Genomic DNA, 22267 nt, shown 5'->3' with positions numbered 1-22267 from the left:
GATGCAGACGCTGTCAGCCTGGCTCAGCCTGTATTGCGCCCCCCGTTCCTGGCGTAGCCGAGAGCAAAATCGTTACCGGGCATGTGGGGAAAGCCACGAAAATTCAGCGCGTTGGCGAATTTCTCTCGACAGGTCTCGAAACGCTTGTCGCAGCCCGCCGTGATGGTGAACCCGTCGCCGGGCAGGATTGCCTCCGTCATCGCGTTCCAAAGCTCGATCGTCAGCGCTCCGGCGGCGAGACGTTGCATCTTGATAACGGCGCGACGGCCTTCATTGGCGCCGCTGGTCCAGACAAGCGTGCCGCGTTCGAACCAGCCGCTTGCAAACGCATCAAGCCCCGAGACGGTGAAGCGCCGCCCGTCAAAAGCCGCGACAGCTGTTCCGCTACCGCGAAAAACCGGATCGTCGAGATCGACCTTGCAGCGTTGATCGCCGAGATCGGCGTCGCACGCAGCCCGAAACACGCGGCCCTGCGGCTCGTCCAGCCCGGCGGCAAGGCCTCGGATCTCGACCCGAAACGCGCCGTCCTCCCGCAGCACCTCACCGATATGGCCGACGCGCAGCAGCAGCCGTTCATCCGGCGATTGCCAGTTGACCAGGAACGTCTCGATCTTCGCGTGGTCGAAGGCGCCGGCGGCAAGCTCGGTTTCCGACAACCGGTCGGAGATCAGCGCGCCGGCGACCTCCATGCCGCCCGTCACCATGCCGGTCTCGGCGCTGGCCTCGCTGGCCAAAAGCCCGGTCGCCGCCTCGAAGATGACGCCGTCGAAGACCAGATCGCGGTCGTGATCGGTGAAGCCCAGCACAACACCGTCTTTTCGCGTCAACCGCCAGCCATGGCAGAGCGTCGAAGCGTCACCGGCAATGTGCGCGGCGAGACCCTCCGGGATCGACCTCATGGTTGGATCTCCACGATCGGGATCGACGGGATTTCGCCGGCCTCGAAGGCGGCGAGATTGATGACGAGCTGGTCAGAGTCGAAACGCACCGGCACGTCGAAGCGGAAGCCGGCGGAAACGATCGCGCCGTCGGCCGGGGCCTCGGCGAGCGTCACGAGCCCGGTCGCCGGATCGACGGCAAAATCCTCGGTAGCGACACCGTCAACCGCGAGCACCACACTGCCCTCGACCGGTTTCGCGATCGCCCGCTCATAGGGCGCATGCAGCGCGCCATAGGTCTTCTTCAGCGCAAAGACCATCTTCGCATCGTCGCCAACGCCAAGCGTCTGATCGGTCGCGGACGGTTCCGAGCCTGGCAGAGTGGAGGAATCGTCGGCACGATCGCGCCAGCGAAACCCGAACAGCTTTCCGCGACGCTCCTCGAAGAACGCGATCACCTGATGCAGGTCGGCGAGCGACCGCACGCCATAGCCGGCATCATAGCGTCGGCGCGATTCCGCCCAGCGGGCATTGCGCCGTTCGCCCCCGGAACCGAGCGTCACCACCTCGGTGCGCCGCTCTGGCCCGCCGGAGGATCCAAAGGCGATGTTGGTCGGAAAGCGGATCTCGTGAAAAGCAGGGATCAGCGGCATCAAAGCCCCCTTCGGCCGCGCCCGACGGCGCGCGCCAGCGTCGCGGCGACATGCGCCTCGGATTTTCGGAAGCTCTTGGCGTCCGGTGTCTGGATGGCGATGTTGACTGTCACCGGCGCGCCACCGCCCGAAACGCCAAGCCGCCCATCCGGCCCGCGCGAAAGCGGCATGATCGCTTCCGCGCCCGCCTCGCCCATCAGCCCCAGCCCGCCGGAAAGCGGAAAATAGGTCGGGCTCGCGACCACCCCGCCCTTGGCAAAGGGCTTTGCACCGCCGAGCGAAACGAGCGACCCGACCAGGCCGGAAAGCAAGCCGCCGATCCCGCTCTCGATCGGCTTGAGCGCTGCGTTCAAGGCGATCGTCGAGAAGCGCAGCGCCAGGTTTTTGAGGATGTCGTCAAATTCCTTGCCGCCGATAACGGCATCGCGAAATGCCCGGCAGATCGTGCCGGAGAAGCCGTCCGCCTGCTTGGCAAGGCCATCCAGCGAGGCGGTGAAGGCGGAGGTGTCGGTGGTGATCCGGACGGAGAGTTCGTCGATCGGTGTCGGCATGGGGACTCCTTGTTCCAGCTTTCTTCCTTAAAAGGGCAGCCCTGAGCCTCAACATCCTGAGGAGCCCGAAGGGCCGTCAGGAGGCGCCCCCGTCCGGGAACCGCCGCGCCAGATCCTCGAACGTCTCCCGATCCATCGACGCCCCAACATGGCCAGTCAGCCCCTCGACAGCGGCAGCCAGCTCGCGCGGCGTCAGCGCCCAGAAATCGCGGCTAGAAAGCTTCAGCACGCCAAACCCGATCGCCATCGCCTCGCGCCAGGGAAAGGGCGGAACGTCTGTCGAGGGATAAGAAGGAAGCAAGGCCCTCACCCCAGCCCTCTCCCGGTTCTCGGGAGAGGGAGTTGGTCGAGCTTCGGCAGATGCGGCCGGGCCTTCTTCGAAAGCCGTGCTGATACCAGAAGGGAGCCCGCCGTAGACTCCCTCGCCCGCTTGCGGGAGAGGGCTGGGGTGAGGGTCTTGCTTCACGCCCCCCGCCCGCCAAACGTCGCGCCGAGCAGTTCGGAGACGATCGCCGCGAACCCTGCGGCGCCATGCTCGGTCCGCATTGCCGCGACCTGGTGATCGTCAATCGTCGCCCCAGCGCCGCGCAGGCCAGCCCCGATGACGCGGATCGCGTCGCGGGCCGAAAGCCTGCCCTCGCCAAAGCGGGCGGCCAGCGCCGAAAGATCCTCCGCGCCGAAGGCCGCTTCCAGTTCCGCCAGCGCACCAAGCGTCAGGCAGAGCACATGCGGTTTGCCGTCCAGTTGAGCGTCGATCTCGCCGCGATGCCGGTTTGCCATGATCAGGCCGCCGTGAAGCTGACGAGACCGGCCGATTCCAGCGCGATCTCATAGGTGACGGCGCCGTCATGCTCGCCGGAATAATCGAGCGCAGTCAGCTGGAACGGCCCCTCCAGCGTGCCGAAATCCGGCACGATCAGCTGAAAATCGCGGATCGCACCGTCAAAGAACAGCGTGCGGATGGCGGCGTCTGTCGCGGCATCGCGAAAAATGCCGGAGCCGGAAACGCTGGCGCGGCGCACGCCAGCGCCGGCCAGAAGCTCGCGCCAGCGGCCGGCGGAATCCGTGTCGGTGATATCGACCGTCTCGGCATTGAGCGCGAAGCGGCGGGTCCGCATGCCGGCCACCGTCGAAAAGTCGCCGGAGCCGGTGGTGTCGATCTTTAGGAGCAGATCCTTGCCCTTCTGCGCGGTCATCCTCTATCCCCTTATCCTGCGTTTGATCGTGTTTCGCGCTGCCGGAGCCTGTGCCGATGCCCCATGTCGAAATTGTCCGCGCCACGGAAAGCGACATTCCGTTCATCGTCGCGACCGAGCGGCGGCCGGGTTTCGAAAACCTTGTCGGGCGATGGGAACCGGAGCAGCACGCTCAGGCGATGGCCGAGCCGCGCTATGCCTATTTCGTCGCGCGCACGGCGGAACCGGTCGGCTTCGCGCTGCTGCGCGACTGGAATGCGCCGGAACGGTCGACGCTTCTGAGGCGGATCGCGGTTGCCGAGCCCGGCAAGGGTTTTGGTACGGCGCTGCTGCGCGGCGTGATCGAGCGCGTCTTCGGCGAGACGCAGGCGCATCGCTTTTCGCTCGGCCTGTTTCCACACAATCTGCGCGCCCGCCGCGCCTATGAATCGGTCGGCTTCCAGGCCGAAGGCATTTCGCGCGGCAGCGCCTTTGTCGGCGGCGAGCATCATGACGAACTGGTGATGGCGATCCTGCGGCCCGACTGGCTGGCGCGAAAAACCTAGTCCTCGATAAGGGCCGCGATCCGCACCACGCCATGCTCGGTCATCCCGTCCGGGTCGAGCCGAACTTCGGCAAAGGTGACGCGGATCGTCACCAGCGCGTGCGCGTCCAGCGACAGTGGTGCGTCATGCAGCAACCGCATCAGATGACCGATGATCGTCCAGGCCTCGCGCTTGCCGATCTCCCGCGACCAGACATGCAGGGCGAGCCGAACCTCGCCACCCGGCTCCTTGTCGCTAGACCAGTCGGCTTGCCCGGTTTCGCCCAACGTCACCGAGGGAAAGGCCGTGGCGCGCGGCGCGCCGTCATGGATGTGGTCGCCGACAATCTCGGCGAGATCGGTATCGGCCAGGAGACAGGCGACCAGCGCCGCCTGCAAATCGAGCGCGGCGATCATCGCGGTCTCCTTTTCAGGCGATCAATGGCGGGCACGATGACGGGATCGGCTGCAGCATCGAGCGCGCCAAATTCGCGGGCGAAGAGGTTTTCGCCGCTCACGGCGACACCAACGGAGAGAACCGATCGAGGCGCAGCGAAGCCCGACGACCGAGTTCGACCCTCACCTCTCCCTGAGGGAGAGGTCGACGCACGAAGTGCGGCGGGTGAGGGTTTAGGGAACTCTCCGGCAAGGCCATAAACCCTCGCCCGGCCCTGGGGGCCGACCTCTCCCTCAGGGAGAGGTGAAGGTGCATCTCGATCCTCTTCCAACACCGCCCGAAACCGTTCGGCGTTGCGCTGGAGCGCGGCGGAGATGGCCGGATCGACTGCCTTCCTCAACGCCGCCGTCAGCGCCGATCCGGTCAGGCTGCGAGCGTTCATGACCGCTCCTCCACCGCATCAAGGATGAGAAAGCGCCTGGTTTCGTCCGGGTCGCGCCAGGACGCGATCCGCAGGATCCGTTCCCGATGCCGCACACGCATGCCGCCTTCGACATCCGCGCGAAAGCGCAGCGTGATCTGGTGCGTGATCCGGGTCGCGAGCCGATCTGACGAAAAAGTCTCGCCGGCCGCGACCGGCTCGATCGCCGCCCAAACTGTCGCGACTTCCTCCCAGTCGGTTGTCGCGCCGCCGACGCCGTCGGGCACCCGGATTTGCCGCTCCAGAGTTACGCGGCTCGAAAGTTGGCCGGGGTCAAAACCGTTCACAGCGAACGGACCCGATAGGGCGCAACCATCGCCTCGAAGCCGAGGGGCGCGACATCGCCGGCGCGATCAAAACCAACCGCCCCGCGATGCTCGTACCAATGCGCCACCAGCATCAGAATTGCCTGCCGGAGCGCTGCCGGCACGGCGAGGCTGGAAACGCCATAGCCGGCGGTGACGTCGATCTCGATGCCGTTGTCGTAGAGGCCCGCCTGTGGCCGGAGCCTTGCCACGATGCGCGGCGGCAGGCGCGCGGCGTCGACGCGATAGGCGTCCGGGTCAAGGATCTGCGCCACGCCGACAATGTCGTAGAGCGTAATCGCATCGACGGAGATCAGCGGCGCGATGGGGAGGTCGATGGTGCGGCCGGAAGGCCATTCATCGAAATAGATCCGCCAGCCCTGGGCAATCAGTTTTCGCCGCGTCTCGCTTTCGACATGGGTGCGCGCCGCCAGGATCGCCGCTTGCAGCAGGCTATCCTCCGCCGTGCCGTCGACGCGCAGATGCGCCTTCACATCGGCTAGCGACACCGGCTCGGTCGCCGGCGCGGATACAAGCGCTGCGGTCATGATGGCTCCTTGGATGGAATGCGAAATCGTGAGGTGGAGCGGCGCCCGCAACCGGCAGGCGCCGCTCCGGGCCAACCCCGATGGGAGGGAACCGGGGCCGGCCTTTGGTTTCCCCGCCTGCGCGGGGATGACGGCGAGATGAAACGAAAAATGGTGGACGCTCGCCGGGAGAAAAGCTGCGCGGCCACTCGCCCGCCTGCAGCAAGGGTGTTGTCGGCCCCTAGCTCGTGCCGAATTTCAGCAGCTTGATCGCGTCAAAGTCCTGGACGCCGCCGCCGACGCGCTTGGTGGTGTAGAAGAGGACGTAGGGCTTGGCGGAATAGGGATCGCGCAGGACGCGGACGCCGAGGCGGTCCACCACCAAGTAGCCGCGGCGAAAATCACCGAAGGCGAGCGACAGCGAATTGGCGCCGATGTCGGGCATGTCCTCGGCTTCCGTCACCGGGAAGCCCATCAGCGACGCCTCGCCGCCCGCCACCGCCGCCGGCTGCCAGAGATAATGGCCGTCAGCGTCCTTCAGCTTGCGGATTGTCGCCTGCGTCCGGCGGTTGAGAACGAAACGGGCATTGGCGCGGTAACCGGCCTTCAGCGTGTAGATCAGGTCGACCAGCACATCGGACGGATTGCTGGAAGGAAGTGCTGCGGACGTGCCGGTCGCGACATAACCGAGCTTGCCCCAGACCCAGCTCGCTTCGGCGGCGGTGGTGTAGGAGAGGAAGCCCTTCGGCTTGTTGCTGCCATCGCCGGAGACGAAGGCCGTGCCCTCCTGGGCCGCGAAGGCGCTTTCCACCTCGGCGGCGATCCAGTCGTCGATGTTGACGGCGCTATCGTCGAGCAACGCGGCGGTGGCCGCCGGCATGGCGTAGAGCTCCATCGCCGGGAAATCGAGCGCCGCGATGGTCTGCGAGGTGGTCTGGGAGCGGCTGTCTGTCTCGCCGGCCCAGCCAACGGCCGGCCCCGCCGTCATGAACGGCTTGCGATAGGTGCCGGTCGAGACCTGGCGCACATCGGCGATGGCGCGGATCGGCGAGATCGCGGCGAGGCGTTTTCCAATCTCCGTCTCGGTCTCGATCGGCACGAGATAGCCGCCATCGGCATTGGTCCCGGCCGAAAGCGCCTTCTGCTCCAGCTTTCGAAAACCGTCCTCGTCGCCGCCGCGCACATAGCTTTCAAACGCCTGCTTGTGCTCGGAAGGCCGCGCCGTGCCGCGCTCGGCCGAAAGCGGCGGACGGCGCCCCTTCAGCGTCAGCTCGTCCAGCGCCTTGTTGATGCGGTCGAGCTTGTCGGTGGTGACGACGTCGGCGGTCAACTTGGTCTCGATCTCGGAGAGCCGCTCGTCATTGGTGTCCTTGAACGCCTCGAAGGCGCGCATGAAATCGTCGAAGGCGGCGGAAACGTCGCCGCTCTCGGCTGCCTTCGCCTCGGGAGCAGAGCCGGAAATCTCGGTCATCGATTTGTCCTTGTGGGGTGGAGGGAAAGGCTGGTCGGGTGGAGGGAGCGGGCCGCCCGGCGCATCCGCGCCGCCAGGCCTGTGGTCTTGACGCTCGAGACGCGGGCGTCGGGCTGCATCGGGAAGGTGACGACCGAGATCTCCCAAAGGTCGATCTCGATCAGTTTGCGGACGCCCGCCGTGCGGTCGGCGCGGGCCTTGACGGTCTTGAAGCCAATCGAGAGCCCGTCCAGCGCGCCGGCCCGCATCAGGCTCGCCACCTCGCGTCCCCGCGCCACGTCGGCCATCAGCCGACCCTTGACGAACAGGCCGCGCGGATCCTCGCGAATCTCCATCCAGACGCCGATCGGCTCGGCCGGATCGTGCTGGTAGAGCATGCGGATACCGGCCGCGCCTCTGGCAGCGATCGAGCGCCTGAACGCGCCGGGCAGGACGAGATCGCCGGAAAGATCAGCCGTGCCGAACAGGCTGGCATAGCCAGAGAAGACGCCCTCGCCATCGATGCCGGAGAGGTCGGCGGCGGCGAATTTGGTTTCGAGCGCGGACGGAGATGAAAAGGCCATGCGGTCTCCTTCGCGGAAATGTTCCGCGTGGAAGGGGGAGTCGGATCAAAGGTTTGGCGGCTTCGGTTCAGAGGCTGATTCAGGCGAAGGAAGGCCCCTCACCCCAGCCCTCTCCCGCCTTGCGGGCGAGGGAGTCCGGCCGGCTTAAAATCGGGGCGTTGTCGGTCAGGGGCGCGCCAGCAGCTTTTCCAACGCGCCAGCAAAATCGCGGAAAACCTTTCTGTGGTCCGGTGCCAGGCGTTGCAGGATGCGGTTCAGCATGGCGGCCATTCGTTCACTCCATCAAATTGACGCTCGGCGCCTGCCCCTAACTCGCCGTCATCCTCGCGAAAGCGAGGATCCATGCAGCCGGGTTCACGGATCGCAGTGCGAAGGCCGGCGGCATTGGACCGCCTGAACCTCCCGAGGCTTCGGCTGCATGGATGCTCGCCTGCGCGAGGATGACGGCGGTGGGCGTAGGGACGCGTTGAGCTTAATCCGATGCGCGTCCCGCCGTCGTTCCACCTCCAAAGAACCCTCGCCCAGCCCTCTCCCACTTCGCGGGAGAGGGAGAAGAAAACCGAGTCAACGCAGTCCCTTACCGCCGATCATTAAAAAACCGATTCAGCCGTGCGATCTCGGCAACGAAGTCGTTGAAGCGGCGGTTCGAACTCGCCAGCTCGCGCAGCGCCCAGACCAGCAAACCGCTGGCGCCAGAAGCCCAGAGGAACAGCGCCAGATGCGCGAGGTCGCCGCGGCTGGCAAAGGCGCGGGTCAAGTCGTCCACCCCTCGTCTCCTTCTCCTTCGCCATCCCCCGGCCTCGCCGCGCCATAGCCGACTGCCTGGCGTTTTTCGTCCTTCGACAAAAAGTCCGCCGCACCGACCCGGCTCCAGAGAGCCGACCGTTCGACCGACAGCGCCTCGATGGCATCGACGTCGAAACCCAGCCGGATCGCGCCGGGAAAATGCGGTCCAAGCCAGTTGGTCAACGCATCGGCGGTGCGGCCAAGCAGCGGCAAGATCGTCTGCCGCCAGAACACGCGGTTGGCTTCGGCATAGTTCGCAAACGTGTTGTCGCCGGGAATGCCGAGCAGCATGGGCGGCACACCAAAGGCGAGCGCGATCTCGCGCGCCGCGCCATTCTTCGCCTCGATGAAATCCATGTCGTGCGGCGTCAGCGCCATCGACGTCCAGTCGAGCCCGCCTTCGAGCAATAGCGGGCGACCGGCATTGACCGCGCCGGTATAATTCGCTTCCAGCTCGCGCTTCAGCCGTTCGAATTGTTCCTGGCTCAGATTGGCGCCGCCCTCGCCGCGATAGACCAACGCGCCGGAAGGCCGCGCCGCATTGTCGAGCAACGCCTTGTTCCAGGCGCCGGCGGCGTTGTGCAGATCGAGCGCGATCGCCGCCGCTTCCAGCGGGGCAAAGCCATAGTGATCATCGAGCGGATGAAACAGTCGCAGATGCAGGATCGGCGACAGCCCGTCCTCGACGGGAAAGCGCACCGTCCGCCCGGCGACGGAATATTCATAGGCCTCCGGCCAACCATCGCCCCCCGGCACAACCTTCATCCGGTCCGGCCGCAGCGCGTGCAGTTCGGCAGGCGAGCCGCCAAGCTGGACCAACTCGGCATAAGCGTTGCCGGAAACGAGCAAATTGCCATAAAGCGCCTCCAGCCAGGCTTTTCCCGACTGGCGACCGTTCGGACGCGACAGCAGCGCCAGCAACGGATGATCCGGTCTCTCCGCCTCGCCCTCATAGGCGAGCCACGGTACGGAAGCCGCGGCTTCCGCGATCATCGAGATGGCGCGATAGACGATGGCGTTTTTCATAAAGCCTTCGCGGGCGAGGCTGGCGAGGTCGCGCGAGGTCCAGACCGCACGGCCCTGCCCTTGCAGCGCGATCAGCGGTCCGGCGCGCGACGCCTTTGCCTCGGGCGCGGCAACGCTTCCGCCGAACAGGCGGGTAAGAAGGTTCGGTTTCATGGCGTCTCCGATCGAACAGCTTGTCGGGAGATGCCGAGGCCTCCCCACCAAGGCCCCCCCTTTTCGAAGAAGGAGCCGATTTCACCGGCCTCGAGCGCCCGCGCGCCTTGGCCAAAAGTTACAATTGCGAGCTTTCCGAAGAGGGTTGGGTAAGGGACTGGCCCTACAACCGCTTTGCGTTCATGCTGGAACAGACAACCTATCGACGTGGGCGTCACTTCGCCTTACGTTCCGGCCGTAAACTCGACGTCGAGTCGGAGTTGAAGGCGCTGCCTGGGAACCTGCCTCTTCCAGAGCGCTCGCCAAAGCATCCCGGCGCCAGTATCCCCGCCTCAAGACCATCCGGCCCAAGAGGACTCACCGGTGCTCGACTTCGCCTCGCTCCTCGTCGCTATCGGCTTTTCCGCGGCTTTCCTGGCCGTCATTCTGCTCGCTGCCTGGAAGACCTCGCGGCGGGACGGCTTCCTGTTCACCTGTGCCCTCGGCGCCTTGTTGATCGCCATCAGCGTCGGGTTTTCGACCCTCGACAGCTTCCGTCCCTCGTCCTGGGTGCTCGGCATCGCCTTCGTCCTGCTGCTGGCGGGAGAGGCCAGTCTCTATGGCAGCGCGGCGCAGTTCCGGCTCGGAACGTCGCCCTGGCGACGGATCGCGATAGCAACCTTCGTTTCGGTAGCCCTGACGCTCCTGCCGTTTGTTCTCGGCTATAACGGCGTCGTCTATGCCGTCGGCTTCATGGCCTCGGCGGCGTTGCTTTTCCTGATATCGCATCAGTTCTGGCAGGCGCGCGAGCAAGCCCCGATGACAACGCTCGCCATCGCTGCCCTCTATCTGCTCGTCGGCCTATCGTTCCTGCCCCGCGCGGTGCTGGTGCTGACGCGCGACGGCATGGTGGTCCTCGGCCCGCCGCGAAACTGGGCACAGGATCTCTCGATCCTGCTGGTGATCGGAGCAATCCCGGCGCTGGGCGCCATGACAATGGCGCTGAGCCAGATTCGGACAGTCCGAACCCACCGGCAGGAGGCTCTTACCGACCCCTTGACGGGTCTCCTGAACCGCCGCGCCCTGTTCGAGGCGCATGAGAGTGAATTGCCGCCTTCGAGCATCGCCGTGCTGTTCGATATCGATGAGTTCAAGTCGATCAATGACGCGCATGGCCATGCGATGGGCGACCGAGTGATCGTCCTGTTCGCGCTCGCCCTGCAGGCGAATCTTCCCGCCTCGGCTTCGGCCGCCCGGATCGGCGGCGAGGAATTTGCCCTGATCCTCCGGGATACCGCGCCGGACGCCGCCCTGCGCCATGCCGAAGACGTGCGCTCCCGGTTCGTGGCCCTTGTCCACGCCGAAGAGCGCCTCAACTGCACCGTCAGCGCGGGGCTCGCGGCCACCGGGCCGGGCGCCGCCAGCACGGACCGCGTTCTGGCGGAGGCCGACCGCGCGCTCTACGAAGCCAAGCGCTCCGGCCGCGACCGGGTTATCGTCGCCCGCCAGTCGATGGAACTTTCAGCGTCCACGGCGGGCTGACTCCCGGCTAGAGACCGTCGAGCGCGCCATGGGCGTTCTTCTGGTTGGCGAAGAGCAAGGACGGGTGCAGTTCCTCCACCCCCGAATACGGATTGGCGTGGATGGCCAGGATCCAGAGGCTCATCGAAGCCGTGATCGCATAGATCGCCAGCGCCCGCCTGCCGGCGCGCGGTCTGTCGGCATGTGTCGAGGCGATGGTAATCGCGGTCAGCAGCGTCAGGAAGATGACGAGATACCACTTGTAATAGTCGACCGAGGTATTGCCGACCGAAAGACGCAGGTTGCGCGCTTCCTGCAAGTCGTTGAAGTCGTGAATCAATTGCCCGATGAGCGAGGACGGCGCATCGCTGCGTGCGAGCCGCGCGATCTCGCCGCTGATGTCATGCAGCGCCGCCTCCACCGCCTCGTCCGGCGACACGTTCTTGCCCTGCAGCCACTCCTTCGCCGCAACCTGCCGGCGGTAGGCGCTGATGCCCTCGGTCAGCTTGCTGGAATTGAGCACATCCGGTTCGCTGCTGCGCAGCATGTGGACAATTGCCGAGCGCTCCATGCTCGTCGCCTGGTCGGCCCTGGCGTTGACCGCCCAGATGTCGGCGGCAATGAAGCCGAGCGACAGCGCCCAGGCGGTGGCGATGGTTCCCAGAAAGGCCGGCTGCGGGATCGAGAGCCCGTCACGGCCGGCGTGCCACGCCATGAGCCGCAGCGCGAGCCGGCCGAACAGATAGAAAACCAGCCCGAGGCCAGCGAACAAGAGAGACTGCATCGGCGACGACAATTGACTCAGCAGTTCCATCGGCTGCGTCCCACCCCATTCTGAACGACATGGCCAAGCCGCGCGACAACAGCGCCATCGGCCGAGCTTCCATCCGATGCATCCGGGGATTCGCGCGCCAAGACAACCGTCTTCCATCGAGAGGCGCCGCCAGACCCCTCACATCGTTCGGATCCTGGGCTCGCCCGGCGCGCGCAGCATCAGCGCCGTCAACGCCCATACCAACGCATCGAGCCGGTCCGGCGAACGGCCATTGGCGAGACCTTCCGGGCCGAAATCGGCCATTTCATCCTCCAGCGCCGGAAACGTTCCGGCATGGCGCACCCGGCCTTGCGCATAGAGCGCCGCCACCGGCTCGGCCCGCAGATATTTTCCGCGCGTCGCCCGCACGGAGGTGACCGGCACGGCCGGATCCACCTCGTTGATCACGCTCGCCACCATGTCGCCGCCCTGGTTGACCTCGGCGACGAGCAGATCCGCATCCAGCGCCCGATACAGCCCGACAGCCACCGCCGCCCAGGCCGCCGGCTTCACTTCGGCCAGGCTGCGATCTGCCAGCACATAGGCAGTGCCGTCCTCGGCCAGGCCGCAGGCGACGATCCCGCAGGCATCGGCCCCCTTCCGCCTCGAGGCAGGCGGGTCGATCGCCACCGCGATCCGCATCAGCGCCGGCGCTTGATCGACACGCGCCCGCTCGATGTCGTCGCGGCTCCACAGCGCATCGGCGCGATCCTCGATCCACTCGCCGTCGATCTCCTGCCGGCCAAGCCGCGTGCCGCGATAGCGCCCGACGACGCGATCCAGAAAGCCCGGCGCCAAATTGGCGAGGTTGGCGCTGGTGCCGGCGCGGGTGATCACCGTCCGCTCAGCCGCAAGCAGCCGCTTCAAAAGCGGGATCGGGCGCGGCGTCGTCGTGACGAGCTGGCGCGGCAACGAGCCCAGCCGGAGGCCGAATTGCAGCATGTCCCAGCAGGCCTCTGGATAGCGCCATTTGCCCAGTTCGTCGGCCCAGGCCGCCTCGAATTGCGGCCCGCGCAGACTTTCCGGGTCTTCCGACGAAAAGCACAGCGCCACCGCGCCGTTCGGCCATTCGAGCCGGCGGCGCGACGGCTGCCAGTTCGGCCGTTCATGCCGGCGATGGACGGAGAGCAGCCCCGAGACGCCTTCGATCATCACGTCGCGCACATCGGCCAGCGTCTCGCCGATCAGGGCGATCCGCTCGACAGGTACCGAGGCAAAACCTGGACGACCGGTGGCAAGGCCACGGATCCATTCGGCCCCGGCGCGCGTCTTGCCCGCGCCGCGCCCGCCGATCATCAGCCAGCTCAGCCAATCGCCCTGCGGCGGAAGCTGGTCGTCGCGGGCCCAAAATTCCCAATCAAACTGGAACGCCTCGATCTCCTCCGGCCGCAGTTCCGCCAGCAGGCGATCCGGCCGGCTCCCCTTCCGCATCGAGCTGTTCCAGGCGCTTCTGAAGTCGCGCCCGGAGGGCTTCGATATCGACGGGAGCGGCGGCACCGGCATCGTCCGTCCCCTCCCGCAGCTTTGCCAAGGTTTCCAACGTCCGGGCCAGCACCGAAAGCGTGCGGGCGTCCTTCTCCTCGACGCCGCCCTCGCCATTGGCGAAGCGCAGTTCGAGTTCGGCGACCTGTCGTTCAAAGGTTCGATAGAGCCGCGCCACCAGCTTCTCTTCGGCCGCGCCATCCGGCAGCGGCGGCGCCTCGCCCGGCCGCAGCCAGCTTTCACGCTCGGCATGTTTGGCAACCGAGACATGGCTGACGCCATAAGTCGCGGCGATATCCCGAAGCCCGACAGCCGTCGTCTCATAGGCAACACGGATCGCCGCCCATTGGTCGAGGCTCAGTTCAGGCATTCTTTTTTGCCTCGACAGGCTGTGGCGGTGTGGCAAGTTCGCGGCCGTGGGCGCCGAATGGAGCGCAACCTCTACCCCACGCTCGCCGTCATCCCTGCGAAAGCAGGGATCCATCCAGCCGCGCATTCGGCAGGTTCGCGCGACCATCAACCCGGCTGCATGGATCCCGGGTCAAGCCCGGGATGACGGCGAGTGTGGGAATGGTGGGGAGAGAATTAGAAAGCCTATCGCTGCCAGCAACCGCTGAACGCAACTCTTCGACTATGCCTGAACCCTACCGGAGCAGCGCCACGGTGTCAAGGATTATTTTCCTATCTCATCTTGCAAAGACAATGCCCCCTCACCCAAACCGGCTCCAGACAAGCGCTTCCCCCTGCTCTATCCTTCCCGCCAATCAAGCATTCCTGGGAGGGGAACCTGATGAGCGAACTGCCGAGTTTTGATCTCACCGGCCGAACGGCCCTTGTCACCGGCGCCGCGCGCGGACTGGGACGCGCCACCGCGCTGGCGCTGGCTGCCGCCGGCGCGGATATCGCGCTGGGGTTGCGCGACGAAAAGGCCGATGCCGGGCTTGTCGCGGAAATCGAGGCGATGGGACGCAAGGCGATCCCGCTGCAGATGGACGTTCTCGACCTGAAGCAGGCCTATGGCGCCGTGGACAGCGCCATCGCCGCGCTCGGCCATATCGACATCCTCGTCAACAATGTCGGCGGCGGCACGGAGGGGCCGATCGAGGACTTTCCGGAGGACGAGTTCGATTTCACCATCAACCTGAATGTGAAATCGACCTTCTTCCTGTCGCAATATGTCGGCCGCCACATGATCGCGCGAAAATCCGGCGCGATCGTCAACATGGGCTCGCAGGCCGGCGCGATCGCCTTGCCGGGCGAGGCGATCTATTGCCTGAGCAAGGCCGCCGTCAGCCATATGACCAAGTGCTTCGCGGTCGAATGGGGCAAGCACAATGTCCGCGTCAACTGCGTGGCGCCGACCTTCATCCGTACCGACGGCACGGCCGACATGCTCTCTGACCCGGCTTTCCACGCCGACGTGCTGGAACGCATCGCCGCCCTGCACCGGATCGGCCAGCCGAAGGAAGTGTCGGGCGTCGTCGTCTTCCTCGCCTCCGACGCCGCCTCGATGATCACCGGCCAGACCCTTCTGGTCGATGGCGGGTGGACGGCGAGGTAGGTCCAGGCCTGCCCGCTTCCAACACTTGCGCCCCGGTTCCAACTCAACGGTTGGAATCGGGGCGCCCAGCCGGCTCCTGCCGCGACAGGCACCAGCCGTTTCCATGCAGCCAGCAGCTGGAACCCTCGGCGTGACGATCGCGGCGGAGCGAGCGGACCGGCGTTCCCCCGGTCGATCGCCAGCGCCCGGCCGAGGCGATCGCCGACCCATTCGTCGCGCGCGCCCAGAAAGGGAATGAACGCCGCGCCGCAGAGGAATTCGGCCGCATGGCCCCCGCCATCCCGGCGAGAGACCAGCAGCATCCCGCCCGGCCCCCGCGCCGACGTCATCGGGAACAGCAGTTGGCCACCGGGCTTCAGTGCGTCGAGCCAGCCGGCGAGCGGATGCGTCGCGCCGGCGCTGGCGACGATGCAGTCGGCCGGCGACAATTTCATCCGCGCGCCATCGGCGAGTTCGACGCGCACCAGCGGCCAGGGTCGCAGCGCCTCCCGCGCCCGTCCGGCGAGGTCGGTATCAATCTCGATGGCGAGTATCGCAGCCTCGGCCCCCGCCAGCTCCGCGAGAATGGCGGTGTAATAGCCGGTCCCACAGCCCAGATGGATGATGCTCATGCCCGGGCGGATCGCGAGCCTATCAAACACCAGCGCCCAGAGGCTCGGCTGTCCGTTGTTGATGCCGCGCGCACGATCCAGCGCCACCAGCACATCCTGGTAGAGCGCGCTCGGATCTGCGCCGGTCACGGTCCAATAGTCGTACGCCGCGAACGGATCCTTGATCCGCCATGGTGGCGGCCCGACGAAACGCTCGCGCGGGACGCGACCGAAGGCCTCGACAACAGCGGCGGAGCGCAGCGGCACGAGCCGTCGCAAACTCTCGGCAAAGGCAGATCTCGCGGCGGCAATCGCATCCATTGGCGCGCTTCCTGAACAGCCGGATACTCGGCCGATCGGAATCCGCGGTAAAGGGCGATCTCTCCGGTGTCGCCCGCCCCTTTGGCAGGATCAGGCAAAAGATCGGGATTTTTCGGCTTGAGGCCGGATCACCGCCCGACCACATGCAGCCCGCACGTTCACAGCGGGACAAGATCCATGAAAAAGCGACAGCTAGGACTTAACGGCCCCATCGTTTCCGAGATCGGCTATGGCGCGATGGGTATTTCGCTCGCCTATGGCGCAAGCGACGAAAGCGAAGGCATCGCCACCATCCAGCGGGCCTTCGAACTCGGCGTAACCTTCTTCGATACCGCCGAACTCTATGGCTGGGGCGAAAACGAGCGGATCGTCGGCAAGGCCGTCAAAGGCTTCCGGGATGACATCGTGATCGCGACCAAGTTCGGCTTCACGAAGGAATACGGTACGGACAGCCGGCCGGAGCATATTCGCGAGGTGACCGAGAACAGCCTGCGCTATCTCGGAATCGAGCAGATCGACGTGCTCTACCAACATCGCGTCGATCACAACGTGCCGATCGAAGACGTGGCCGGCGCGGTCAAGGACCTGATCCAGGCCGGCAAGGTAAAGCATTTTGGCCTGAGCGAAGCCGGACCGGAGAGCATCCGCCGCGCCCATGCCGTTCAGCCGGTCGCGATGCTGCAGACCGAATATTCGCTGTTCGAGCGCGATGTCGAAGTGCTGTTCCCCCTCCTGCGCGAGCTGGGAATTGGCTTCGTGCCCTATTCCCCGCTCGGGCGCGGCTTCCTGACCGGCACGGCCAAACCTGCCGACCAGTATGAAGAAACCGACATGCGCCGCACCGACCCGCGCTGGCAGCCGGGCAATTTCGAGCGCAACGTCGAGGCGGTCCGGCAACTGACGGAGCTCGCGGCCACCAAGGACGCGACGGTTGCGCAATTGGCGCTGGCCTGGCTGCTCGCCCAGGGCGATGATATCGTCCCCATTCCCGGCACGCGCAGCCGCGAGCGGATCGAGGAAAATGTCGGCGCCGCCGAGGTCCAGCTTACCGAGGCCGATCTCGCAAAAATCCGCGACATCCTGCCGAAGGGCGGCTTTGGAGCCCGCTACATTGATGCTTGGATGCCAAGCTGGACCTGAGAGTCCAGCTTCCCGACCACGATGCGGATGGCAATGGCGGCCGTGCCGGTCGTTGCCATCCGTCATGACCGGACGTCCGAACGCAGGCATTTTGCGAAGGCGTTTCCGTTCATGGTCCCAGGGTCACCGCCTGGCCCATGAGGCCGGGGGTGCCTGCATCAGGCAGCGACAAGCCCGATGCTGAGCGGGGCGGCCCCGCCAACAATTTCCAGCAGGCGGTCGACATTGGGATGAGCGCCCGGCCGGTTCCTGGCATCGGTCGTGTGCTCGGCAAAGACGTCTAGGCCATGGGCAGCGGCTTCGGCATGGAGCGCGCCAAAACTCTGCTGGAGATACTGATAGACAGCCAGCGAACCCTGCTTGCCCGGCTGGTTTTCGATCGTTGCCACGACCGCGCCAGCCGGATCGATGAGGTCGATACGGGCAAGACCGTCGGTCGAGGGCAGCAATCGCAGGTTCTCTTTGAAGGTAGCCGTGGGCTGGATCACTGTGAAATCCTCTGGATGGCGCTGGAATTTCCGGCACGTCTAGCAGGTCCGGACGGCTTCCTCCATGCCCGCCCGCCGACGCACGCGACACCCGATGGCACCACCATCCGGCCTCGCTTGACGGCCTTCGAGCGAGGACAGGTTCTGACGCGTCCGGACGTTGTGGACCTGCCTCCTCAGACAAGCCCGTCCCTCAGACGAACCCCGCCACCGAATGCGGAATATAGGCGGCTTCCAGCGCGGCGATCTCGAATTCGTCGAGGCGGATCGACAGCGCCGCCGCCGCGTCGTCGAGATGCTGCATCTTGGTCGCGCCGACGATCGGCGCGGAGATGACCGATTTCGACAAGACCCAGGCGAGCGCGATCTGGGCGCGCGGAAGGTCGCGCTGCGCCGCGACACGCGCGACCGCCTCGACCACCAGCTTGTCGGCGTCGGCGGTGCGGGAGTAGAGCCCCTTGCCGAATTCGTCCGTCTCGGCGCGGGCCGTCTTTTCGTCCCATGGGCGCGTCAGCCGGCCTCGCGCGAGCGGGCTCCAGGGAATGACGCCGATCCCCTCCGAGGCGCAGAGCGGCAGCATCTCGCGCTCCTCCTCGCGATAGAGCAGGTTGACGTAATCCTGCATCGAGACGAAGCGGGCGAGACCGCGATTTTCCTGCATTGCCAGCATCTTGGCGAACTGCCACGCATACATCGACGACGCGCCGATATAGCGGGCCTTGCCCATCTTCACGACCTCGTCGAGCGCCTCGATCGTCTCCTCGATCGGCGTCTGATAGTCGAAACGGTGGATCTGGTAGAGGTCGACATAATCGGTGCCGAGGCGGCGCAAACTCTCGTCGATCTCGTGCAGGATCGCTTTTCGCGACAGGCCGGCGCCATTCGGACCGGGGCGCATGCGGCCATGCACCTTGGTGGCGATCACCACCTCTTCACGTTTAGCGAAATCGTGCAGCGCCTTGCCGACGATCTCCTCGCTCGAGCCGTCGGAATAGACGTTCGCGGTGTCGAAGAAATTGATGCCGAGATCGAGCGCCTTCTTGATGAAGGGCCGGCTTTCCGCCTCCGGCAGCGTCCAGGCATGGTTGCCGCGCGCCGGGTCGCCATAGCTCATGCAGCCGAGGCAAAGTCGGGAAACTTCAAGGCCGGTGCGACCGAGACGGGTATATTCCATGGCGGGCTCCTGAGGCAGTCGGGCGGGCGCGATCCGGGGGGCGGCCGGTGCGCCGGCCGGGGATCACCCATCCCTGCACTCTGGACCCAAAAGCCCCGCGCGCGCCACCCGATCGTTTCCATTTCATGCGGGCACAGTCCCGGGCTAGTCTGGTGACCTAACGTCAGGAGTGGCCCGGCATGGCGAAGCTCGTCTTTGGAATGAACCAGTCGCTCGACGGCTATGTCGACCATGAGGCGATGGCGACGGGCCCAGCCCTTTTTCGCCACTGGACCGAGCATGTCGACGGCCTCGCAGGCAGCATCTATGGCCGGCGCATCTACGAGATCATGCGCTATTGGGATGAGGATCGGCCGGAATGGAGCGCGGCCGAGCGGGCGTTCGCGACCGCCTGGCGGCGCCAGCCCAAATGGGTCGTGTCACGCTCGCTGAAATCGGTCGGCGCCAATGCGACCCTGCTCGGCGAGGATTTCGAGGCGGCGATACGCGGCCTGAAGGAGAAGATTTCCGGCGAGATCGCCGTCGCGGGACCGAAGCTGGCGCAGGGCCTGACCGAACTAGGCCTTGTCGATGAATACCGGCTCTATCTGCATCCCGTCGTGCTCGGCAGCGGTACGCCCTTCTTCGCCGGGCCTTGCCCGCCGCTCAAGCTGGTTTCAACAGACCCTCTCGACGAGGGCGTGATCCGGCTGACCTATGTGCCGGCCTGATCGCGCCGGCCGCGGGAAACCCGCGACCGGCAGGAGGGAACGGACGGCCTAGGCGGCGCGGCGGGCTTCCGTGTCGAGGGCGGCAAAATCCTCGTCGGACAGCTTGAGCGATGCGGCGGCGGTGTTTTCCTCAAGGTGCTTGACGCTGCCCGTACCGGGGATCGGCAGCATCACCTTCGAGCGCTTCAGCAGCCAGGCGAGCGCCACCTGACCCGGCGTCGCGCCGAGCTTTTCGGCAATCGAGGTCAGGGCCGAGCCCGGACGCGCAAGATTGCCGGAGGCGAGCGGCGCCCAGGGGATGAAGCCGATATCGTTGGCCTCGGCGAAATCGAGCACCGCCTCGCTCTTGCGATCGACCAGGTTGTACTGGTTCTGCACCGTCGTGACCGGGAAGAACTTCTGCGCCGCCTTGATCTCGGCAACCGAGACTTCCGAAAGGCCGACATGGCGGATCAGGCCTTCCCGACGCATGTCGGCGATCACCTGGAACTGCTCGTCCTGCGGCACGCGCGGATCGATCCGGTGCAACTGCCAGAGATCGATGCGCTCGATCTTGAGCCGGCGCAGGCTCATCAGCACGGCCTGGCGCAGATATTCCGGCCGGCCGACCACCTGCCAGATATTGGGACCATGCCGGGTCAGCGCGCCCTTGGTGGCGATGACGAGGTTCTTGTAAGGATGCAGGACGTCGGCGATCAGATCCTCGCTGACATAGGGGCCGTAGCTGTCGGCGGTGTCGATCAGGTCGATGCCGAGTTCCGGGACGCGCTTCAGCGTGCGCTTGGCCTCGGCGATATCCTTGGGGTCGCCCCAGATGCCGTCGCCGGTGATGCGCATGGCGCCGAAGCCGAGCCGGTTGACGGGCAAATCACCGCCGATCAAAAACTGACCGGACGCTGCGGCGTTGATGTCGTTTGGCATGGTGTCGTCCTTCGATGAGGAGGCCGGAAGCGACGCCCTTTGCGGCACGCGCATCCAGCCGGAATCGAAATCCGCTGTGCGACGGAAAGCAGGCAAGGCACCCTGGCCATGACACCCGCTCGTCTCGCAATGGATGCCCCCGGGAGGGGCCTCCCAGAAATGGGCGCGCGGCGGGCGATATCAAAGGGCGACGCCGATCACGGACGCGTGAACGACGCCGCCCTCGGCTCTTCCCTAGGCGCTCGCCGTCGGACGGATGACGATTTCGCTGGTGTCGACATCGGCCGGCTGGCCGATGACATGGGCAATGGCGGCCGCGATCGCCGCCGGCTTCAGGGCGATGCTGCGATAGGCGACCATCGCCGCCGCCGCGACCGGATCGGTGATCGTGCCGGCGAGCTCCGATTCCACGACGCCCGGATAGACGCAGGTGACGCGGATCCTGTCGTTCTCCTGCCGCAGGCCATCCGAGATCGCCCGCACGGCATATTTGGTGGCGCAATAGACAGCGGCGGTCGGCACCACGCCAAGCCCGCCGATCGACGAGACATTGATGATCTGGCCCGCGCCCTGCCGGTTCATCACGGGCAACACCGCCGCGATGCCATGCAGCACGCCGCGGATGTTGACGTCGATCATGCGGTCCCATTCGTCAACTTTGAGCGATGCCATCGGCGACAGCGGCATGATGCCCGCATTGTTGACAATCACGTCGATGCGTCCGAAGGCATCGAGCGCCGCTTGGGCAAACTGGTTCATGCTGTCGCGATCGGTGACATCGAGCGACTTCGCCAGCACGGTTCCGCCCGCCCCTTCCAGTTCGGCTGCCAGCGCCTCGATGCGATCGGTGCGCCGCGCGCCGATCACCAGCTTCGCGTCGGCCGCTGCCAGTTCGCGGGCCAGGGCGGCACCGATACCGCTGCTGGCGCCCGTGATCAAAACAACCTTGTTCCGGATATCCGTCATGTCGTGCTCCTTTTGAAGACACACCGACATCGCCCATCCCGCCCGCCGGGCGGTAGAACGGAACTCCGAGACTCTTGCACGATCGTCCGAACCGGTCGAAATCAGGTTGCCTTGCGCGGCCGCGCAATCGATGATGCCCGCATGCAAAATTGCAATGATCTGGCGGATCTGATCGGCCGCCTTGCGCCGGAAGACGGCATCGTCGAGACGACGCTGGAACGGGTGAGCCTTGTCCGATCATCGTCGCGGACCGAGCCGGTGCACACGCTGTACCCTCCGTCCATCTGCCTCGTCGCCCAGGGCCGGAAGCAGGTAACGATCAGCGGCCGGCCGTTTCTCTACGATCCATCGAGCTTTCTCATCGTCGGCATCGACCTGCCCGTCATCGGCGCCGTGGTATCGGCGAGCCCCGAGGCGCCCTTCCTCTGCCTGCGGCTGGAACTCGACCGCGCTTTGCTTTCCGAGATCGTCACGACGCGGGCGGACATGCCGGCAGCGGAGCAAGCTTCACCGCTGGCAACCAGCGCCGCGACGCCCGGCCTGATCGATGCGGCGGTTCGATTGCTGGCTCTGACGGAAGATCAAGCCGAGGCGAAGCATCTCGCCCCGCTCGCCGAACGGGAAATCCTGCACCGGATCCTGTCCGGCCCGCATGGCGCGCTGCTGCGCCAGATCGCCAGCGGCGAAGGCCGGCTGGGCCAGATCGAGCGCGTTGTCCGCTTCCTGCGCGGGTCGTATCGGGAGGCATTCGCCGTCGACGATCTCGCTGCCATGGCGGGCATGAGTTTGTCGAGCTTTCACGAGCATTTTCGCGCTGTCACGACCATGACGCCGCTGCAGTTCCGCAACCATATCCGGCTGCAGGAAGCGCGCCGGATGATGGTCATGGACGGCCTGACGGCGGCCGAGGCCGGCTTTGCGGTCGGCTATGAAAGCCCGTCGCAATTCTCGCGCGACTATGTCCGCATCCACCAGCTCTCGCCCAAGCGCGACGTCGCCCGGCTGCGCGGACAGGATGCCCGGTTCGGCTAGCGAGCTAGAGACGCCCATCGAGCGGGCGTCTCGCGTAGTGCGCGGCAACCCTGCGGGT

The 22267-nt window shown here is 65.9% G+C and carries 27 protein-coding genes and 1 pseudogene; 6 read left to right on the top strand and 22 right to left on the bottom strand.

Annotated features, from left to right (window positions below; translation table 11 throughout):
* Positions 1–23 precede the first annotated feature (23 nt).
* From OSH12_RS01200 to OSH12_RS01175, 6 genes are all read right to left on the bottom strand, one after another.
* A complete protein-coding gene (locus OSH12_RS01200; protein ID WP_266341671.1) occupies positions 24–899 on the bottom strand; it encodes a DUF2163 domain-containing protein in 876 nt (291 codons plus the stop codon).
* A complete protein-coding gene (locus OSH12_RS01195) occupies positions 896–1531 on the bottom strand; it encodes a DUF2460 domain-containing protein (RefSeq protein WP_266341670.1) in 636 nt (211 codons plus the stop codon). Before OSH12_RS01195 ends, OSH12_RS01200 begins: the two co-directional genes overlap by 4 nt.
* Entirely contained in the window at positions 1531–2082 is a 552-nt protein-coding gene (locus OSH12_RS01190; RefSeq protein ID WP_266341669.1) for a phage tail tape measure protein, read from the bottom strand. The genes OSH12_RS01195 and OSH12_RS01190 overlap by 1 nt, the downstream gene beginning before the upstream one ends.
* 76 nt (positions 2083–2158) lie before the next feature.
* The gene (locus OSH12_RS01185) at positions 2159–2392 is read right to left on the bottom strand and encodes a rcc01693 family protein (RefSeq protein WP_323180576.1); all 234 of its coding nucleotides are present in this window, start codon (positions 2390–2392) and stop codon (positions 2159–2161) included.
* Between the two features lie 152 nt (positions 2393–2544).
* Positions 2545–2862 (bottom strand): gene transfer agent family protein, encoded by a 318-nt coding sequence (locus OSH12_RS01180; RefSeq protein WP_266341668.1) that lies wholly within the window; start codon positions 2860–2862, stop codon positions 2545–2547.
* 2 nt (positions 2863–2864) lie between these two features.
* Positions 2865–3278 (bottom strand): phage major tail protein, TP901-1 family, encoded by a 414-nt coding sequence (locus tag OSH12_RS01175; RefSeq protein WP_266341667.1) that lies wholly within the window; start codon positions 3276–3278, stop codon positions 2865–2867.
* A 56-nt stretch (positions 3279–3334) separates the two neighbouring features.
* On the opposite strand from OSH12_RS01175, the gene OSH12_RS01170 reads away from it, so the two are divergent.
* Complete coding sequence (locus OSH12_RS01170) at positions 3335–3823, top strand: GNAT family N-acetyltransferase (RefSeq protein ID WP_266341666.1); 489 nt, start codon at positions 3335–3337, stop codon at positions 3821–3823.
* Here OSH12_RS01170 and OSH12_RS01165 read toward each other — a convergent pair.
* From OSH12_RS01165 to OSH12_RS01130, 8 genes are all read right to left on the bottom strand, one after another.
* Positions 3820–4218 (bottom strand): DUF3168 domain-containing protein, encoded by a 399-nt coding sequence (locus tag OSH12_RS01165; protein ID WP_266341665.1) that lies wholly within the window; start codon positions 4216–4218, stop codon positions 3820–3822. The two genes, OSH12_RS01170 and OSH12_RS01165, sit on opposite strands and share 4 nt — an antisense overlap.
* Positions 4215–4640, bottom strand: a complete 426-nt coding sequence (locus OSH12_RS01160) for a hypothetical protein (RefSeq protein WP_266341664.1) — start codon at positions 4638–4640, stop codon at positions 4215–4217. Before OSH12_RS01160 ends, OSH12_RS01165 begins: the two co-directional genes overlap by 4 nt.
* The gene (locus tag OSH12_RS01155; RefSeq protein ID WP_266341663.1) at positions 4637–4966 is read right to left on the bottom strand and encodes a phage head closure protein; all 330 of its coding nucleotides are present in this window, start codon (positions 4964–4966) and stop codon (positions 4637–4639) included. The genes OSH12_RS01160 and OSH12_RS01155 overlap by 4 nt, the downstream gene beginning before the upstream one ends.
* The gene (locus OSH12_RS01150; RefSeq protein WP_266341662.1) at positions 4963–5532 is read right to left on the bottom strand and encodes a head-tail connector protein; all 570 of its coding nucleotides are present in this window, start codon (positions 5530–5532) and stop codon (positions 4963–4965) included. Before OSH12_RS01150 ends, OSH12_RS01155 begins: the two co-directional genes overlap by 4 nt.
* A gap of 220 nt (positions 5533–5752) precedes the next feature.
* Positions 5753–6982 (bottom strand): phage major capsid protein, encoded by a 1230-nt coding sequence (locus OSH12_RS01145; RefSeq protein ID WP_266341661.1) that lies wholly within the window; start codon positions 6980–6982, stop codon positions 5753–5755.
* Positions 6979–7545, bottom strand: coding sequence for an HK97 family phage prohead protease (locus OSH12_RS01140; protein ID WP_266341660.1), 567 nt, complete (start codon positions 7543–7545; stop codon positions 6979–6981). Before OSH12_RS01140 ends, OSH12_RS01145 begins: the two co-directional genes overlap by 4 nt.
* A gap of 577 nt (positions 7546–8122) precedes the next feature.
* Positions 8123–8311, bottom strand: a complete 189-nt coding sequence (locus OSH12_RS01135) for a hypothetical protein (RefSeq protein ID WP_266341659.1) — start codon at positions 8309–8311, stop codon at positions 8123–8125.
* Complete coding sequence (locus tag OSH12_RS01130) at positions 8299–9510, bottom strand: phage portal protein (RefSeq protein ID WP_266341658.1); 1212 nt, start codon at positions 9508–9510, stop codon at positions 8299–8301. Before OSH12_RS01130 ends, OSH12_RS01135 begins: the two co-directional genes overlap by 13 nt.
* Positions 9511–9873: 363 nt before the next feature.
* Here OSH12_RS01130 and OSH12_RS01125 point away from each other — a divergent pair, with 363 nt between their 5' ends.
* Entirely contained in the window at positions 9874–11031 is a 1158-nt protein-coding gene (locus OSH12_RS01125) for a GGDEF domain-containing protein (protein ID WP_266341657.1), read from the top strand.
* A 7-nt stretch (positions 11032–11038) separates the two neighbouring features.
* On the opposite strand, the gene OSH12_RS01120 is transcribed toward OSH12_RS01125, so the two are convergent.
* From OSH12_RS01120 to OSH12_RS01110, 3 genes are all read right to left on the bottom strand, one after another.
* Positions 11039–11824, bottom strand: a complete 786-nt coding sequence (locus OSH12_RS01120; protein ID WP_266341656.1) for a bestrophin-like domain — start codon at positions 11822–11824, stop codon at positions 11039–11041.
* Between the two features lie 138 nt (positions 11825–11962).
* Positions 11963–13255: a DNA-packaging protein gene (locus tag OSH12_RS01115; RefSeq protein WP_266341655.1), complete on the bottom strand. Its 1293-nt coding sequence runs from the start codon at positions 13253–13255 to the stop codon at positions 11963–11965.
* Positions 13182–13676, bottom strand: a complete 495-nt coding sequence (locus OSH12_RS01110) for a hypothetical protein (protein WP_266341654.1) — start codon at positions 13674–13676, stop codon at positions 13182–13184. The genes OSH12_RS01115 and OSH12_RS01110 overlap by 74 nt, the downstream gene beginning before the upstream one ends.
* Before the next feature lie 420 nt (positions 13677–14096).
* Here OSH12_RS01110 and OSH12_RS01105 point away from each other — a divergent pair, with 420 nt between their 5' ends.
* Complete coding sequence (locus OSH12_RS01105) at positions 14097–14867, top strand: SDR family NAD(P)-dependent oxidoreductase (protein ID WP_266341653.1); 771 nt, start codon at positions 14097–14099, stop codon at positions 14865–14867.
* Between the two features lie 284 nt (positions 14868–15151).
* Here OSH12_RS01105 and OSH12_RS26225 read toward each other — a convergent pair.
* Positions 15152–15778, bottom strand: a pseudogene (locus OSH12_RS26225) (protein-L-isoaspartate O-methyltransferase family protein); the annotation flags it as partial.
* Between the two features lie 177 nt (positions 15779–15955).
* On the opposite strand from OSH12_RS26225, the gene OSH12_RS01095 reads away from it, so the two are divergent.
* Positions 15956–16918 (top strand): aldo/keto reductase, encoded by a 963-nt coding sequence (locus tag OSH12_RS01095; protein WP_266341651.1) that lies wholly within the window; start codon positions 15956–15958, stop codon positions 16916–16918.
* Positions 16919–17076: 158 nt separating this feature from the next.
* Here OSH12_RS01095 and OSH12_RS01090 read toward each other — a convergent pair whose 3' ends face one another.
* The gene (locus tag OSH12_RS01090; protein ID WP_266341650.1) at positions 17077–17406 is read right to left on the bottom strand and encodes a DUF2322 family protein; all 330 of its coding nucleotides are present in this window, start codon (positions 17404–17406) and stop codon (positions 17077–17079) included.
* Positions 17407–17599: 193 nt separating this feature from the next.
* Positions 17600–18580, bottom strand: a complete 981-nt coding sequence (locus tag OSH12_RS01085; protein ID WP_266341649.1) for an aldo/keto reductase — start codon at positions 18578–18580, stop codon at positions 17600–17602.
* A 179-nt stretch (positions 18581–18759) separates the two neighbouring features.
* On the opposite strand from OSH12_RS01085, the gene OSH12_RS01080 reads away from it, so the two are divergent.
* Positions 18760–19290 carry a dihydrofolate reductase family protein gene (locus OSH12_RS01080; RefSeq protein WP_266341648.1) on the top strand — a complete coding sequence of 177 codons (531 nt, stop codon included), beginning with the start codon at positions 18760–18762 and terminating at the stop codon, positions 19288–19290.
* A 48-nt stretch (positions 19291–19338) separates the two neighbouring features.
* On the opposite strand, the gene OSH12_RS01075 is transcribed toward OSH12_RS01080, so the two are convergent.
* Both OSH12_RS01075 and OSH12_RS01070 read right to left on the bottom strand, forming a co-directional pair.
* Positions 19339–20211, bottom strand: a complete 873-nt coding sequence (locus OSH12_RS01075) for an aldo/keto reductase (protein WP_266341647.1) — start codon at positions 20209–20211, stop codon at positions 19339–19341.
* A 234-nt stretch (positions 20212–20445) separates the two neighbouring features.
* Positions 20446–21177, bottom strand: a complete 732-nt coding sequence (locus OSH12_RS01070; RefSeq protein ID WP_266341646.1) for an SDR family oxidoreductase — start codon at positions 21175–21177, stop codon at positions 20446–20448.
* 141 nt (positions 21178–21318) lie between these two features.
* Here OSH12_RS01070 and OSH12_RS01065 point away from each other — a divergent pair, with 141 nt between their 5' ends.
* Positions 21319–22209, top strand: coding sequence for an AraC family transcriptional regulator (locus tag OSH12_RS01065; protein ID WP_266341645.1), 891 nt, complete (start codon positions 21319–21321; stop codon positions 22207–22209).
* The last annotated feature ends 58 nt before the right edge of the window (positions 22210–22267 follow it).

The organism is Kaistia terrae (assembly GCF_026344005.1).
GTDB classification, from domain to species: domain Bacteria; phylum Pseudomonadota; class Alphaproteobacteria; order Rhizobiales; family Kaistiaceae; genus Kaistia; species Kaistia terrae.
The sequence above is the reverse complement of the archived record's forward strand: the minus strand, read 5'-3'. Positions and strand labels throughout refer to the sequence as shown.

Bases quoted from the DNA above. Each gene is read 5' to 3' on its own strand.
- OSH12_RS01200 (WP_266341671.1), bottom strand. From the start codon at position 899: ATGAGGTCGATCCCGGAGGGTCTCGCCGCGCACATTGCCGGTGACGCT.
- OSH12_RS01195 (WP_266341670.1), bottom strand. From the start codon at position 1,531: ATGCCGCTGATCCCTGCTTTTCACGAGATCCGCTTTCCGACCAACATC.
- OSH12_RS01190 (WP_266341669.1), bottom strand. From the start codon at position 2,082: ATGCCGACACCGATCGACGAACTCTCCGTCCGGATCACCACCGACACC.
- OSH12_RS01180 (WP_266341668.1), bottom strand. From the start codon at position 2,862: ATGGCAAACCGGCATCGCGGCGAGATCGACGCTCAACTGGACGGCAAA.
- OSH12_RS01175 (WP_266341667.1), bottom strand. From the start codon at position 3,278: ATGACCGCGCAGAAGGGCAAGGATCTGCTCCTAAAGATCGACACCACC.
- OSH12_RS01170 (WP_266341666.1), top strand. From the start codon at position 3,335: ATGCCCCATGTCGAAATTGTCCGCGCCACGGAAAGCGACATTCCGTTC.
- OSH12_RS01165 (WP_266341665.1), bottom strand. From the start codon at position 4,218: ATGATCGCCGCGCTCGATTTGCAGGCGGCGCTGGTCGCCTGTCTCCTG.
- OSH12_RS01160 (WP_266341664.1), bottom strand. From the start codon at position 4,640: ATGAACGCTCGCAGCCTGACCGGATCGGCGCTGACGGCGGCGTTGAGG.
- OSH12_RS01150 (WP_266341662.1), bottom strand. From the start codon at position 5,532: ATGACCGCAGCGCTTGTATCCGCGCCGGCGACCGAGCCGGTGTCGCTA.
- OSH12_RS01145 (WP_266341661.1), bottom strand. From the start codon at position 6,982: ATGACCGAGATTTCCGGCTCTGCTCCCGAGGCGAAGGCAGCCGAGAGC.
- OSH12_RS01140 (WP_266341660.1), bottom strand. From the start codon at position 7,545: ATGGCCTTTTCATCTCCGTCCGCGCTCGAAACCAAATTCGCCGCCGCC.
- OSH12_RS01130 (WP_266341658.1), bottom strand. From the start codon at position 9,510: ATGAAACCGAACCTTCTTACCCGCCTGTTCGGCGGAAGCGTTGCCGCG.
- OSH12_RS01120 (WP_266341656.1), bottom strand. From the start codon at position 11,824: ATGGAACTGCTGAGTCAATTGTCGTCGCCGATGCAGTCTCTCTTGTTC.
- OSH12_RS01115 (WP_266341655.1), bottom strand. From the start codon at position 13,255: ATGCGGAAGGGGAGCCGGCCGGATCGCCTGCTGGCGGAACTGCGGCCG.
- OSH12_RS01110 (WP_266341654.1), bottom strand. From the start codon at position 13,676: ATGCCTGAACTGAGCCTCGACCAATGGGCGGCGATCCGTGTTGCCTAT.
- OSH12_RS01105 (WP_266341653.1), top strand. From the start codon at position 14,097: ATGAGCGAACTGCCGAGTTTTGATCTCACCGGCCGAACGGCCCTTGTC.
- OSH12_RS01095 (WP_266341651.1), top strand. From the start codon at position 15,956: ATGAAAAAGCGACAGCTAGGACTTAACGGCCCCATCGTTTCCGAGATC.
- OSH12_RS01085 (WP_266341649.1), bottom strand. From the start codon at position 18,580: ATGGAATATACCCGTCTCGGTCGCACCGGCCTTGAAGTTTCCCGACTT.
- OSH12_RS01080 (WP_266341648.1), top strand. From the start codon at position 18,760: ATGGCGAAGCTCGTCTTTGGAATGAACCAGTCGCTCGACGGCTATGTC.
- OSH12_RS01075 (WP_266341647.1), bottom strand. From the start codon at position 20,211: ATGCCAAACGACATCAACGCCGCAGCGTCCGGTCAGTTTTTGATCGGC.
- OSH12_RS01070 (WP_266341646.1), bottom strand. From the start codon at position 21,177: ATGACGGATATCCGGAACAAGGTTGTTTTGATCACGGGCGCCAGCAGC.
- OSH12_RS01065 (WP_266341645.1), top strand. From the start codon at position 21,319: ATGCAAAATTGCAATGATCTGGCGGATCTGATCGGCCGCCTTGCGCCG.